The 12,678-nt window shown below is 67.7% G+C and carries 12 protein-coding genes; all 12 read left to right on the top strand.

The window, feature by feature from the left end; translation table 11 throughout:
- The first annotated feature begins 167 nt into the window (after positions 1-167).
- A complete protein-coding gene (locus tag CK625_RS01130) occupies positions 168-1,667 on the top strand; it encodes a Ppx/GppA phosphatase family protein (RefSeq protein ID WP_095538423.1) in 1,500 nt (499 codons plus the stop codon).
- A 60-nt stretch (positions 1,668-1,727) separates the two neighbouring features.
- On the top strand, positions 1,728-2,138 hold the full coding sequence (locus CK625_RS01125) for a VOC family protein (RefSeq protein ID WP_095538422.1): 411 nt from the start codon (positions 1,728-1,730) through the stop codon (positions 2,136-2,138).
- A gap of 510 nt (positions 2,139-2,648) precedes the next feature.
- Positions 2,649-3,068 carry a COG4315 family predicted lipoprotein gene (locus CK625_RS01115; RefSeq protein WP_172424885.1) on the top strand — a complete coding sequence of 140 codons (420 nt, stop codon included), beginning with the start codon at positions 2,649-2,651 and terminating at the stop codon, positions 3,066-3,068.
- A 260-nt stretch (positions 3,069-3,328) separates the two neighbouring features.
- Positions 3,329-6,352 carry a monovalent cation/H+ antiporter subunit A gene (locus CK625_RS01110; protein ID WP_095538421.1) on the top strand — a complete coding sequence of 1,008 codons (3,024 nt, stop codon included), beginning with the start codon at positions 3,329-3,331 and terminating at the stop codon, positions 6,350-6,352.
- Positions 6,353-6,366: 14 nt separating this feature from the next.
- The gene (locus tag CK625_RS01105; RefSeq protein ID WP_095538420.1) at positions 6,367-6,732 is read left to right on the top strand and encodes a Na+/H+ antiporter subunit C; all 366 of its coding nucleotides are present in this window, start codon (positions 6,367-6,369) and stop codon (positions 6,730-6,732) included.
- Positions 6,729-8,525 carry a monovalent cation/H+ antiporter subunit D gene (locus CK625_RS01100; RefSeq protein WP_095538419.1) on the top strand — a complete coding sequence of 599 codons (1,797 nt, stop codon included), beginning with the start codon at positions 6,729-6,731 and terminating at the stop codon, positions 8,523-8,525. Before CK625_RS01105 ends, CK625_RS01100 begins: the two co-directional genes overlap by 4 nt.
- Entirely contained in the window at positions 8,522-9,031 is a 510-nt protein-coding gene (locus CK625_RS01095) for a Na+/H+ antiporter subunit E (RefSeq protein ID WP_238945442.1), read from the top strand. The genes CK625_RS01100 and CK625_RS01095 overlap by 4 nt, the downstream gene beginning before the upstream one ends.
- Positions 9,028-9,309 carry a K+/H+ antiporter subunit F gene (locus CK625_RS01090; protein WP_095538418.1) on the top strand — a complete coding sequence of 94 codons (282 nt, stop codon included), beginning with the start codon at positions 9,028-9,030 and terminating at the stop codon, positions 9,307-9,309. Before CK625_RS01095 ends, CK625_RS01090 begins: the two co-directional genes overlap by 4 nt.
- Entirely contained in the window at positions 9,306-9,809 is a 504-nt protein-coding gene (locus CK625_RS01085) for a monovalent cation/H(+) antiporter subunit G (RefSeq protein ID WP_095538417.1), read from the top strand. Before CK625_RS01090 ends, CK625_RS01085 begins: the two co-directional genes overlap by 4 nt.
- A gap of 67 nt (positions 9,810-9,876) precedes the next feature.
- Positions 9,877-10,659, top strand: coding sequence for a glycerophosphodiester phosphodiesterase (gene ugpQ / locus CK625_RS01080; RefSeq protein ID WP_095538416.1), 783 nt, complete (start codon positions 9,877-9,879; stop codon positions 10,657-10,659).
- A gap of 56 nt (positions 10,660-10,715) precedes the next feature.
- Positions 10,716-11,609 (top strand): recombination-associated protein RdgC, encoded by an 894-nt coding sequence (locus tag CK625_RS01075; RefSeq protein WP_095538415.1) that lies wholly within the window; start codon positions 10,716-10,718, stop codon positions 11,607-11,609.
- A gap of 105 nt (positions 11,610-11,714) precedes the next feature.
- The gene (locus CK625_RS01070; RefSeq protein ID WP_095538414.1) at positions 11,715-12,644 is read left to right on the top strand and encodes a hypothetical protein; all 930 of its coding nucleotides are present in this window, start codon (positions 11,715-11,717) and stop codon (positions 12,642-12,644) included.
- Positions 12,645-12,678: the final 34 nt, after the last annotated feature.

Genomic DNA, 12,678 nt, shown 5'->3' with positions numbered 1-12,678 from the left:
GCCACCCCGTCAGCGTCGCGGCTGGACACCTGCCTTCGCGGGTGTGACGAGAACCAGCGGCGCTTGCAGGAGCTGTCTTCATCAGAATCGAAACCGCTCTAGCTCCCGACGCAGGCGCGGGCCCTTGCCTACAATCGCGCGCTGTTGCAACGCCCCATCGAAACGACATGAAAGACGGTGAACGCCTGGCCGCTGTGGACCTGGGCTCCAACAGCTTCCGGCTGGAAATCAGCATCCTGCACAACGGCCACCTGCAGCGCGTGGACTATCTGAAGGAAACCGTGCGCCAGGGCGCCGGGCTTGATGCCGACAGCTGCCTGGACGAAGCGGCCATGCAGCGCGGCTGGCAATGCCTGGCGCGCTTTGGCGAGCGGCTGCGCGACTTCGCCCCCAGCCAGGTGCGCGCGCTGGCCACGCAAACCCTGCGCGAGGCGCGCAACCGCGCGCAATTTCTCGAACGCGGCCAGCAGCTGCTGGGCCACCCGATCGAAGTCATCTCCGGCCAAGAGGAAGCGCGCCTGATCTACCAGGGCGTGACGTATTTGCTGCCGCGCAACGTGCGGGAGCAGCGCCTGGTGATCGACATCGGCGGGCGCTCCACCGAGCTGATCGCCGGCATCGGCCAGACGCCGCTGGAGACCGTCTCCTTCCCCTTCGGCAGCGTCTCCTGGTCGCAGCGTTTCTTTGGCGACGGGCGCCTTGGCGCCAAGGCCTTCGCCAAGGCCGAGGTGGCCGCCAGCGCCATCATCGAGGAGCACCTGGCGCGCTTTGCCCGCTACCCGCGCGAATGCGTCTATGGCGCATCGGGCACCATGGGCGCAGTGGCGCAAATCCTGCACCAGCTCGGCGGCGCGCCACAGACCATCACCCGCAGCCAAGTAGAGCAGCTCAAGGCCCGGCTGATCGAAGCCCAGCACGTGGACCGGCTGTGTTTCGAGGGCCTGCGCGAAGACCGCAAGCCCGTCATCGGCGGCGGCGTCTCCGTGCTGCTGGCGCTGATGCAGATGCTGGGCATCGAGCGCATGCAAACCTCCGACGGCGCCCTGCGCCAGGGCGCGCTGCTGGATCTGATCCAGCGCGACGACCACGACGCCAAGCAGCGCGACATCCGCCACAACTCCGTGGCCAGCCTGCTGCAACGCTTCGGCTACGACCGCGAGCAAGGCCAGCGCGTGGCCGAAGCGGCCGCACACATCTGGGCCGCGCTGGACCCTGGCCACTGGAGCGAGGACGAGCTGCAGGTGCTGCAATGGGCCGCGCAGCTGCACGAGATCGGCATCAGCATCGCCTACGAGCGTTTTCACCACCACGGCGCCTACATCCTGCGCCACGGCGATTGCCCGGGCTTTCTGCCCTCCGAGCGCGAACGCCTGGCGCGGCTCATCGTCGGGCACCGCGGCAAGCTCAAGAAAGTCGCCCAGGACATCAGCGACCAGCCCGTCTTCACCCGCCAGCTGCTGTGCCTGCGCCTGGCCGCCCTGCTGTGCCACGCCCGCCAGCGCCCGCAGCTGGACGCACTGCAATGGACGCTGCGCAAAAGCGGCGCACTGCGCCTGAGTCTGCCGCAAGCCTGGGCGCAGCAATACCCGCGCTCTTTCTACCTGCTGCAGGAAGAAGCCGCCGCCTGGGACAAATTCGGCCTGCACATCGCCATCGAAGTGCTGTGATGCAGTGATAGCGCCGCGCCACGTCCTCGCCCTGTCCACCCCCATCCTGAAAGGACATCCATGCTCAACCACATCATGCTCGGCTCCAACGACATCGATCGCTCGCAGCGCTTTTACGACGCCGTGCTGGGCGTGCTTGGCGCGGCTGCGGCCACGCGCAACCAGGCAGCCAGTGGCCAATGGCGCTTGTTCTACCGCCACGATGGCAGCACCTTCGCCTTGACCGAGCCGCTCAACGGCCAGCCCGCCACAGCCGCCAACGGCGGCACCATCGGCTTCAAATGCCAATCGCCCGAGCAGGTGCAGGCCTTCCACGACGCCGCTGTGGCCCATGGCGGCCAATCGGTCGAAGACCCGCCCGGCCTGCGCGACACCCCCATGGGCCCGCTGTACCTGGCCTACGTGCGCGACCCCGACGGCCACAAGCTCTGCGCCATCCACCGCCCTGCCGCCGCACCGGCCAAGGGCTGAGCGCGCACTCAGCCAATCTCCAGGCCTTTGCCGCCGTTGCGGATGCTGCCCTGCAAGCCCATCTGGCGCAGCGCCGCCTTGGCATCGTGCCGGTGAGCTGGCGCCCTGGATGCATCATGACAACTTCCATCGGCCTCACGCTGCCACAGGGCACTTGCCACCAGCGACCCGGCTGGACTTTGCGGGGTAGAACGAGTTGAGAAACTGCGCCTAGAGCGGTTTCGATTCTGATGAAGGCATTTCCTGCAAGTGCCGCTTGTTCTTCGTCACACCCGCGAAGGCGGGTGTCCAGTCGCGACGCGGGCGGGCGGCGCTGCCGTTGGCCCATCCCCCGCTCGTGCGCAAGGGTGGCGCTGGATGCCCGCCTGCGCGGGCATGACGAGCGCGGCCTGCGGGATGGCGATGCCAGTCAGCGGCCAGGTCTTGGATTTGTCAACGTGCGAGCAGAACACGCTCTAAGGCATCATTTACACTGCCCGTTCCTTTTAATCAGCCCAGGAGGCTCTTGCCATGAAACCCATTCAATTGATTGCCCTGACTGCCCTGGCAGCCGCCCTGACTGCCTGCGGCAGCGCCCGCAAGCCGGCCGAGCCGCAGCAGGAGATTGCCAACGTGCCCGTCAGCCCGACCCAGGCCACCGACGGCGTGCTCATCGGCCCCAAGGGCATGACGCTCTACACCTTCGCCAAGGACAAGGCGCACAGCGGCACCTCGGTGTGCAATGACCAGTGCGCCGTCAACTGGCCGCCGCTGGGCGTGGACAGCAAGGCCAAGCCGCTGGGCGACTACAGCATCATCGTGCGCGCCGACGGCAGCAAGCAATGGGCCTACAAGGGCATGCCGCTGTATTACTTCGCCAAGGACAAGCAGCCCGGCGACAGGCTGGGCGAGGGCCTGCTCGAGGGCAACTGGCGCCTGGCCCGCCCCTGAGCAGCCACCCTCAAAATCCTCGCACCGCACTCGCCCACTTGAATCGGGCGGCCTGCGGCGCTGCAAAAACGCGGCCAATGGCCTGTGCCATTGGCCGCGTTTTTGCGCTTTGCAGCGGTGAGAAAGTCTGCAAAACCCTGCGGCCCAACAGCGGCCAGGCTCACGCAGCCCTTGCCTGGCGCGATGGGGCCACTGCAATGGGGGTTTGAAGCGCTTTTGAAAGTCCGCCAAAGCGCAAGCCCGTAGAATCCGGCCCCATCATGGAGCCCGTCGCACTCAGTACCATTGTTCTCTTGCCGTTCATTGGCAGCCTGATTGCCAGCGCGCTGCCTTCCAACGCGCGCAATATCGAGTCCACGATGGCCGGCCTGATCGCGCTGTTTTGCGCCGTGCAGCTGGCCTTGTACTTTCCGGGCATCGCCCGGGGCGAGCTGTACGAGCAGGACTTTCTCTGGCTGGCCAGCTATGGCCTGAACCTGTCCATGCGCATGGACGGTTTTGCCTGGATGTTTGCCATGCTGGTGTATGGCATTGGCGCGCTGGTGGTGCTGTATGCGCGCTATTACATGTCGCCGCAGGATCCGGTGCCGCGCTTTTTCTCCTTCCTGCAGGCCTTCATGGGCTCGATGGCCGGCGTGGTGCTGGCGGGCAACATCATCCAGCTGGCCTTCTTCTGGGAGCTGACCAGCATCTTTTCCTTCCTGCTGATCGGCTACTGGCACCACCGCAAGGATGCGCGCCGCGGCGCGCGCATGGCCTTGACGGTCACCGGCGCGGGCGGGCTGTGCCTGTTTGCCGGCGCGCTGCTGCTGGGGCACATCGTCGGCAGCTACGACCTGGACAATGTGCTGGCCGCCGGCTCGCAGATCCGCAACCACAGCGCCTACACCACGGTGCTGGTGCTGGTGCTGCTGGGGGTGTTCACCAAGAGCGCGCAGTTCCCGTTCCACTTCTGGCTGCCCAATGCCATGGCCGCGCCCACGCCGGTGTCGGCCTATTTGCACTCGGCCACCATGGTCAAGGCCGGGGTGTTTTTGCTCGGGCGCTTCTGGCCGGTGCTCAGCGGCACGCAGGAGTGGTTCTGGATTGTGAGCATCGTCGGCGCCACGACGCTGCTGTTTGCGGCCTTCATGGCCATGTTCCAGAACGATCTCAAGGGCCTGCTGGCCTATTCGACGATCTCGCACCTGGGCCTGATCACGCTGCTGTTTGGCCTCAACCGCGAGCTGGCGGCCGTGGCCGCAGTCTTTCACATCATGAACCACGCCACCTTCAAGGCCTCGCTGTTCATGGTGGTGGGCATCGTCGATCATGAGGCGGGCACGCGCGACATCCGGCGCCTCTCGGGCCTGCGCAAGCTCATGCCGGTGACCACGGTGCTGGCGCTGGTGGCCACGGCGGCCATGGCCGGCGTGCCGTTCTTCAACGGCTTTCTCTCCAAGGAGATGTTCTTTGCCGAGACGGTGCTGGTGCACGCGCCCGCCTACATCCAGGCCAGCCTGCCGGTGCTGGCGGTGACCTTCGGCATCTTCAGCGCCATTTATTCGCTGCACTTTGCCTACGACGTGTTCTTCGGCCCCAAGGCCGAGGACCTGCCCAAGAAGCCGCACGACCCGCCTGTGTGGATGAACGTGCCCGTGGGCCTGCTGGTGGTGATTTGCTGCGCCGTGGGCGTGCTGCCGAACCTGACGGTGGGCAGCTTCCTGGCCGCGGCGGCCACGCCCGTGGTCGGCGGCCAGCTGCCCGAGTACAGCCTGGCCATCTGGCACGGCATCAACAAGCCGCTGATCATGAGCGTGATCGCGCTGGTGGTGGGCACGGGCCTGTTTTTCTTCGTGGCGCGCTACGTGCGCGGCAAGGGCTATCTGGTCGATTACGCCTTCACCTGGACGCTGACGGGCCAGCGCATTTTCGAGTACGCGCTGGCCTCGCTCACGCGCACCAGCCGCTCGCTGCGCCTGCGCCTGACCACCAACCGCCTGCAGTGGCAGATGTTCTGGGTCGTCATGGTGACCTTCCTGGCCGTGGGCCTGCCGCTGTGGCATGGCGGGCTGACCATTGGCGAGCGCGCCGTGCAGCCGATCTCGCCGGGCTTTGGCGCGCTGTGGTTCGTGGGCGCTGTCTGCGCCATCGCTGCGGCCTGGCAGGCCAAGTTCCACCGCCTGGCCTCGATGGTGATGCTCGGCGCCACCGGGCTGTGCGTGGTGCTGAGCTTTCTGTGGTTCTCCGCGCCGGACCTGGGGCTGACGCAGCTGACGGTGGAAATCGCCACCACCATCTTGCTGCTGCTGGGGCTGCGCTGGCTGCCCCAGCGCGACAAATCCATCCGCCCGGCCAGCTGGGCCATTGACCAGAGCGTGGCCCAGGCGCGGCGCGCGCGCGACTTGGTGATTGCGCTGATTGCCGGCTGCGGCATCGCGCTGCTGACCTACGCCATGCTCAGCCGCCCGTTTGACGACAGCGCCTCGACCTTCTACCTGGAGCGCGCCTACACCGAGGGCGGCGGCACCAACGTGGTGAACGTGATGCTGGTGGACTTCCGCGCCTTCGACACTTTTGGCGAGATCGTCGTGCTGGCCATCGTGGCGCTGACGGTGTATGCGCTGCTGCGGCGCTTTCGCCCAGCGCGCGAGACCATGGACCTGCCCATGCAGCAGCGCGTGCTGCCCGGCGACTTGATCACCGACTTGTTCAACCCGCGCCAGGCCAAGGACACGGCCATCGGCTACCTGACCGTGCCGGCCGTGCTGGTGCGGCTGCTGCTGCCCATCACCACCTTGGTGTCGGTGTACTTCTTCATGCGCGGGCACAACGAGCCCGGCGGCGGCTTCGTGGCCGGGCTGGTGTTCTCGCTGGGGCTGCTGCTGCAGTACATCGTCTCGGGCACGCAGTGGGTCGAGGCCAATCTGACGCTGTACCCGCGCCGCTGGATCGCCTTCGGCCTGGCCTGCGCCATTGCCACCGGCGCCGGCGCGTTCTATTGGGACTACCCCTTCATGACCACGCACACGGCGCACCTGCAGCTGCCCTACCTGGGCGAGATCCACATTGCCAGCGCCATGTTCTTCGACCTGGGCGTGTTTGCCGTGGTGGTGGGCGCCACGCTGCTGATCCTCACCGCGCTGGCGCACCAATCCACGCGCGGCCACCGCTACCACGCGCGCAAGCTCGAAGAGGAGGCCGAGGCGCGCGAGGCCGCCCGCGTCAACTACATGCGCGCCAAGGCCGCCTATGAGGCCGTGGCGCGCTTTAACGTCGATCCCCAGAACCCGCACAACCGCTGAGAAAAAGGCCACGCATGGAAATCGTCCTGTCCATCGCCATCGGGGTGCTCACCGGCGCCGGCGTCTGGCTGCTGCTGCGCCCGCGCACCTTCCAGGTCATCATCGGCCTGGCGCTGCTGGGCTATGCCGTCAACCTGTTCATCTTCTCGATGAGCCGCCTGGGGCTGGCCATCGACAAGGAGCCGGTGCTGCGCCCGGGCGTGCCCCAGGATTTGCTGCACTACGCCGACCCGCTGCCGCAGGCCCTGGTGCTGACGGCCATCGTCATCGGCTTTGCCACCACGGCGCTGTTTCTGGTGGTGCTGCTGGCACTGCGCGGCATGACCGGCACCGACCACGTGGACGGCCGCCTCTCGGCCGAGAAGAACGAAGCCTCATGAAAGACTGGCTGCACTCCCTGATGCCCCACCTCATCCTGGCGCCCGTGCTGCTGCCCATGGGGGTGGCGGCGCTGATTTTGCTGCTGGGCGAGGAGCGCCAGCGCATCAAGCTCACGCTCAGCCTGATGTCCTGCCTGAGCCTGCTGGGCGTGGCCGTGTTCCTGCTGCAGTGGAGCCACCAGCAAAGCTCGGCCGCAACCATGGGCGTGTACCTGACGAGCAACTGGCCGGCGCAGTTCGGCATCACGCTGGTGCTGGATCGGCTGGCCGCGCTGATGCTCACGCTCACGGCGCTGCTGGCGCTGGCCTCGGCCATCTACGCCTCGGCGCGCTGGCACCGCGCCGGCGTGCATTTCCATGCGCTGTTTCAGCTGCAGCTCATGGGCCTCAATGGGCTGTTCCTCACGGGCGATCTGTTCAACCTGTTCGTGTTCATCGAGATCCTGCTGGCCGCCTCCTACGGGCTGCTGCTGCACGGCTCGGGGCGTTTTCGCGTGCAGGCCGGGCTGCATTACATCGCCATCAACCTGCTGGCCTCCTCGCTGCTGCTGATCGGCATCTCCATGCTCTACGGCATCACCGGCACGCTGAACCTGGCGCACATGGCCAGCATCATCCCCTACGTGGCCGACGAGGACCGCTCGCTGCTGCACGCGGCCGTCGGCGTGCTGGGCGTGGCCCTGCTGATCAAGGCCGCCGTCTGGCCGATGAACTTCTGGCTCACGCGCGCCTACAGCGCCGCCACCGCCCCGGCCGGCGCGCTGTTTGCCATCATGACCAAGGTCGGCATCTACATGGTGCTGCGGCTGTGGACGCTGCTGCTGGGCTACGACGCCGGCCCCTCGGCCCAGTACGGCGGCCAGTGGCTGACCTACGCCGGCATGGCCACCATCGCCGTGGGCTCGATCGGCGTGCTCAGCTCGCAGAAGCTGGGCAACCTGGCCGGCTACAGCGCCATCGTCTCCTCGGGCACGCTGCTGGCGGCCATGGGCTTTGGCCAGAACCTGCTGACGGCCGGGCTGCTGTACTACCTGGTCAGCTCCACGCTGGCCATCAGCGCCTGCTTCCTGCTGGCCGATTTGATGGACCGCTGGCGCAACGACGGCGCGGACTACGCCCCCTACGAGGCCGAGGACGAGGCGCCCTTTCTCACCGCCGATCTGCAGGGCCGGCTGCAATCGCTGAACCTGGACGAGCGCGAGCAGGCCCTGGTGGGCCGGCCCATGCCTGCGGCCGTGGCGCTGCTGGGCCTGGGCTTCATGGCCTGCACCCTGCTGATTGCCGGGCTGCCGCCGCTGTCGGGCTTCATCGGCAAGTTCACCATGCTCACGGCGCTGCTCAATCCGCTGGGCATGGGCGGTTCCTCCGGCCAGCAGCTGGGCAGGGACGGCTGGCTGCTGCTGGCGCTGCTGATCGGCTCGGGCCTGCTGGCGCTGATCGCCCTCTCGCGCGCGGGCATCCGCCACTTCTGGGCCTCGCACGACCGCAATCCGCCGCTGGTCAAGATCGGCGAGGGCATTCCGCTGGCGCTGCTGCTGGGCTGCTGCGTGACCATGACGGTGCAGGCCGACGACGTGATGCGCTACATGCAAACCACCGCCAATGCGCTGTACGCGCCCGACGACTACATCCAATCGGTGCTGCAAACCCAGGTCAAGCCCTATCCCACGCAAGCCACTGGCAGCGCCGCAGGCTCTGCCGGGGCCAGTGCCGATGAGGCCGCCGCCAGCGCAGCGGCCGCGCCTGGCGAGCCGGCGCCCAGCGGCACTTCGGGGCTGGAGGCCAAGCCATGATCGCCAGACTGTTGCAACTGCTGTTTCCCTCGCCCCTGCTGTCGCTGCTGCTGATGGCGCTGTGGCTGGTGATGACGCAAAGCTACACCCTGGGCAACGCGCTGCTGGCGCTGGCGCTGGGGCTGCTCATCCCGGTCTTCAGCGCCAACCTGCGGCCGCGCTCCAAGCGCATGCGCCACCCGCTGACCGTGCTGCGGCTGTGCCTGAACGTCATGGTCGATGCCTGGCACTCGAACTGGCTGGTCATTCGCATCCTGCTGCAGCCCAGCCTGACGCGGCAGGACACCTCGATCTTCATCCGCATCCCGCTGGAGATGCGCAACCCCAACGGCCTGGCGGTGCTGGCGGCCATCGTCACCATCACCCCCGGCAATGCCTGGGCCGAGCTGTCCATGGACCGCAGCACGCTGCTGCTGCACGTGTTCGATGGCCGCATCGACGAGCAAACAGTCATCCAGACCGTCAAACAGCGCTACGAGCGCCCCCTGATGGAGATTTTCGAATGAACGGATCCGTGCTGGCCTGGGCCCTGCCCATCACCCTGACCATGCTCGCGCTGTCCATGCTGATGGTGACGGTGCGCCTGCTGATCGGCCCCAGCGCCCAGGACCGCATCCTGGCGCTGGACTGCCTGTACATGCTGGGCATGTACGTCATGCTCACGCTGTCCATCTACTACGACAGCAGCGCCTACTTCGAGGCCGCGCTGCTGATTGCGCTGCTGGGCTTTGTCAGCACCACGGCCATGGCCAAGTTCCTGCTGCGCGGCGAGGTCATCGAATGAGCGAGGCCGCCACCTTCAACCTGCCGCTGTGGGCGGAAATCCTCGTGGCCTTCTTCGCGCTGTGCGGCGGCCTGGTGGGCCTGCTGGGCGCTTCGGGCGTGCTGCGCCTGCCCACCTTCTTCGCCCGCGTACACGCCCCGGCGCTGATCACCACCGCCGGCATCTGGTGCCTGATGCTGGCCACCATCACCTACTTTTCCGTACAAAGCGGCCGCCCGGCGCTGAACGTGCTGCTGCTGGGCCTGTTCATTGCCATCACCGCGCCGGTGACCACCATCTTCCTGATGCGCGCCGCGCTGTTTCGCTCGCGCCAAAGCGGCGAGGACGTGCCGCGCAGCGTCAACATGCTGCAACTGGCCGTGCCCAAGCTCGCGCCGGAAAAGGACGATGACGATCACGATGACCACGGCAACAGCCATAGCGATGACGATGGCGGCAATGCCGACGATTCCGGCCATGCGCCCGACATGAGCGCGCCCGAGCCAGCCAAGCCGCAATAACCCCGCCCAGCCCCGGCTGGCCGGCATGCCGCGGCGCGCCGCGCATGCCCCACTCCCTGCTTGACCCATGCCTTCCGCCACCACCGCCGCGCCCAGCGCTTGGCCCTACCCGTTCTGGATCGCCCACCGCGGCGCCGGCCTGCTGGCGCCCGAGAACACCCTGGCGGCCTTTCGCCACGGCGCCTCGTACGGCTATCGCATGTTCGAATGCGATGCCAAGCTCAGCGCCGATGGCGTGCTCTACCTCATGCACGACGCCCAACTCGATCGCACCACCAACGCCCAGGGCGACGCCGTGCACTGGAGTTGGGCGCAGCTGGCCCAGCTCGACGCCGGCAGCTGGCACGGGCGGCGCTGGGCGGGCGAGCCCCTGCCCACGCTGGCGGCGCTGATGCGCTGGTGCATCGCCAACCACTTCGCGCTGAACATCGAGATCAAGCCCATCCCCGGCACCGAAGAGGCCACCGGCGCGGCCGTGGCGCGGCTGGTGCAAACGCTCTGGCCGGCCGATCTGCCCCCGCCGCTGCTGTCCTCCTTCCAGCCAGCGGCGCTGCGCGCTGCGCAGCAGGTCAACGCACAGCAAATGCGCGCCCTGCTGCTGGCGCAATGGCAGGAAGAAGCCTTGTCCGCCGCCCAGGCGCTGGGCTGCGCCGCCTTGGTCTGCCAGCACACGCTGTGGGATCGCCAGCGCCTGGCCTCTGCCCACTGCCTGGGCCTGCGCGCGCTGAGCTACACCGTCAACGACGTGGCCCAGGCCCAGGCCCTGCAAGCCATGGGCACGGACGGCATCATCACCGACCGCGTTGACGCCTTCAGCCCCGCCGCGCAGCCGCCCGCCCCCGCGCGCTGACCCTGCCGGGCGCAGGCCCTGGGCCAGCGCCTGCCCCTTGCCTTCTCTTGCCAATCATGTTCAAAAACCTGTTGATCTACCGCATCGCCCAGGGCTGGGAGCCCGAGCTGGGCGCCGCCACCCAGGCCTTGCAGGCGCAGCGCTTCAGCCCCTGCAGCGCCACGCAGGAGCAATCGAGCGGCTGGCTGCCCCCGCGCGGCCAGGAGCACGCGCCCATGATCGAATCCATTGGCGGACACTGGATCATGCGCCACGTCACCGAAAGCAAAATCCTGCCCGCCTCGGTCGTCGATGCCCAGGTCGAGCAAAAGGCCGCCGCCATCGAGGCCCAGACCGGGCGCCGCCCCGGCAAGAAAGAGCGCCGCGACCTCAAGGACGAGGCGCGCCTGAGCCTGCTGCCGCTGGCCTTCACCAAAACCCACGGGCACTGGGTCTGGATCGACCCGCGCCAGCAGCTGCTGGTCATCGACGCTGCCAGCCCGCAGCGCGCCGATGCCATCCTCACCGCGCTGGTCGAGCAATGGCCGGGCTTTGTGCCGCGCATGCTGCAAACGCAAGAGGCCCCGGCCTCGGCCATGGCCGCCTGGCTGCAGGAGCAGGCCGCGCCCGGCGCCTTCAGCCTGGGCGATGAGTGCGAGCTCAAGGCCACGGACGAAACCCGCGCCAGCGTGCGCTACGCCCGCCACGCGCTGGAGATCGAGGAAATCCAGGGCCATCTGCAGGCCGGCAAGCGCCCCACCCGCTTGTCGCTGGGCTGGGGCGATCGCTGCCAGTTCGTGCTCACCGATACCCTGCAGATCAAAAAACTGGCCCTGAGCGATGCCGTCCTTGAAGGCCAGGGCAGCGGCGACGACCACTTCGACACCGACGTGGCGCTGACCACCGGCGAGCTGTCGCAACTCATCCCGCAACTGCTCGAAGCCCTGGGCGGCGAGCAAGCGCCCGCTTGAGCGCCGGACTAAGCACCCCACTAAACGTCAAATCGAGCGCCCATTCACGCCGCGCCGCCTCCAAGACAATCCGGCCCATTCCCGCGCCACCTGCCACACCACGCCATGCCCGAATCCCTGCAACACCTGGCCTGGCTGTGGATCCCCATCACGCTGTTTGCCGCCCTGGCCCAGACCGTGCGCAACACGGCCCAGCGCAGCCTGATTCAGGAGCTGGGCACTCTGCCGGCCACGCTGGTGCGCTTTCTCTACGGCCTGCCCTTTGCCGCGCTGTGGCTGGCCTTGCTCTATCTGCTGCCCGCGCAGCGCCCTGCACTGCCCGACATCAGCCTGGTCTACCTGGGCTGGATTGCGCTGGGCGCCGTCTTCCAGCTCGCTGGCACGGCCGCCTTGCTGCTGGCGATGAAGGAGCGCAACTTCGCCGTGGCCGTCACGCTGAGCAAGACGGAGGTGCTGCAGCTGGCGCTGTTTGCCGCCGTATTCCTGCATGAGCTGCCCACGCCGCTGGCCTTGCTGGCCATGGCCGTGGCCAGCGCCGGCGTGCTGCTGCTGTCGCTGCCGCCGCGCGATCAGCTGCTGTCCCTGCCCGCCTGGATGAACCGCTGCGCCCTCTACGGCCTGGCCTGCGGCTGCTGCTTTGCCATCGCCACGGTGGGCTTTCGCGGCGGCGCACTGGCCTTGAACGCCCCCAGCCCCTGGCTGTCGGGCGCCTGGGGCGTGTTGATCGCGCAAACCCTGCAAACCCTGGGGGCCGGGCTGTGGATCCAGTGGCGCACCCCGCAAGGCCTGGCGCCGGTGCTGCGCGCCTGGCGCATCTCGCTGCTGGCCGGCAGCATGGGCGCGGCCGCATCGCTGGCCTGGTTCACGGCCTATGCCATGCAAGGGGCCGCCTCCGTGCGCACCCTGGGCATGGTGGAAGTGGCGTTCAGCTACCTGGTCTCGCGCCGCCTGCTGAGCGAACACTTCAGCCGCGCCGAGAAAATCGGCATGGGCCTGATGCTGCTGGGCCTGGTGGTGACCTGCCTGCAGGCCTGAGCGCCTGCTGACGATCTCGGCGAGACTCCGCCAA

Origin of the sequence: Vandammella animalimorsus (genome assembly GCF_002285265.1) — a bacterium.
GTDB lineage: Bacteria > Pseudomonadota > Gammaproteobacteria > Burkholderiales > Burkholderiaceae_C > Lampropedia.
The sequence above is the reverse complement of the archived record's forward strand: the minus strand, read 5'-3'. Positions and strand labels throughout refer to the sequence as shown.

What these genes read in the sequence shown, in the direction of transcription:
- CK625_RS01130 (WP_095538423.1), top strand. Translation starts at nt 168, where the DNA reads ATGAAAGACGGTGAACGCCTGGCCGCTGTGGACCTGGGCTCCAACAGC.
- CK625_RS01125 (WP_095538422.1), top strand. Translation starts at nt 1,728, where the DNA reads ATGCTCAACCACATCATGCTCGGCTCCAACGACATCGATCGCTCGCAG.
- CK625_RS01115 (WP_172424885.1), top strand. Translation starts at nt 2,649, where the DNA reads ATGAAACCCATTCAATTGATTGCCCTGACTGCCCTGGCAGCCGCCCTG.
- CK625_RS01110 (WP_095538421.1), top strand. Translation starts at nt 3,329, where the DNA reads ATGGAGCCCGTCGCACTCAGTACCATTGTTCTCTTGCCGTTCATTGGC.
- CK625_RS01105 (WP_095538420.1), top strand. Translation starts at nt 6,367, where the DNA reads ATGGAAATCGTCCTGTCCATCGCCATCGGGGTGCTCACCGGCGCCGGC.
- CK625_RS01100 (WP_095538419.1), top strand. Translation starts at nt 6,729, where the DNA reads ATGAAAGACTGGCTGCACTCCCTGATGCCCCACCTCATCCTGGCGCCC.
- CK625_RS01095 (WP_238945442.1), top strand. Translation starts at nt 8,522, where the DNA reads ATGATCGCCAGACTGTTGCAACTGCTGTTTCCCTCGCCCCTGCTGTCG.
- CK625_RS01090 (WP_095538418.1), top strand. Translation starts at nt 9,028, where the DNA reads ATGAACGGATCCGTGCTGGCCTGGGCCCTGCCCATCACCCTGACCATG.
- CK625_RS01085 (WP_095538417.1), top strand. Translation starts at nt 9,306, where the DNA reads ATGAGCGAGGCCGCCACCTTCAACCTGCCGCTGTGGGCGGAAATCCTC.
- ugpQ (WP_095538416.1), top strand. Translation starts at nt 9,877, where the DNA reads ATGCCTTCCGCCACCACCGCCGCGCCCAGCGCTTGGCCCTACCCGTTC.
- CK625_RS01075 (WP_095538415.1), top strand. Translation starts at nt 10,716, where the DNA reads ATGTTCAAAAACCTGTTGATCTACCGCATCGCCCAGGGCTGGGAGCCC.
- CK625_RS01070 (WP_095538414.1), top strand. Translation starts at nt 11,715, where the DNA reads ATGCCCGAATCCCTGCAACACCTGGCCTGGCTGTGGATCCCCATCACG.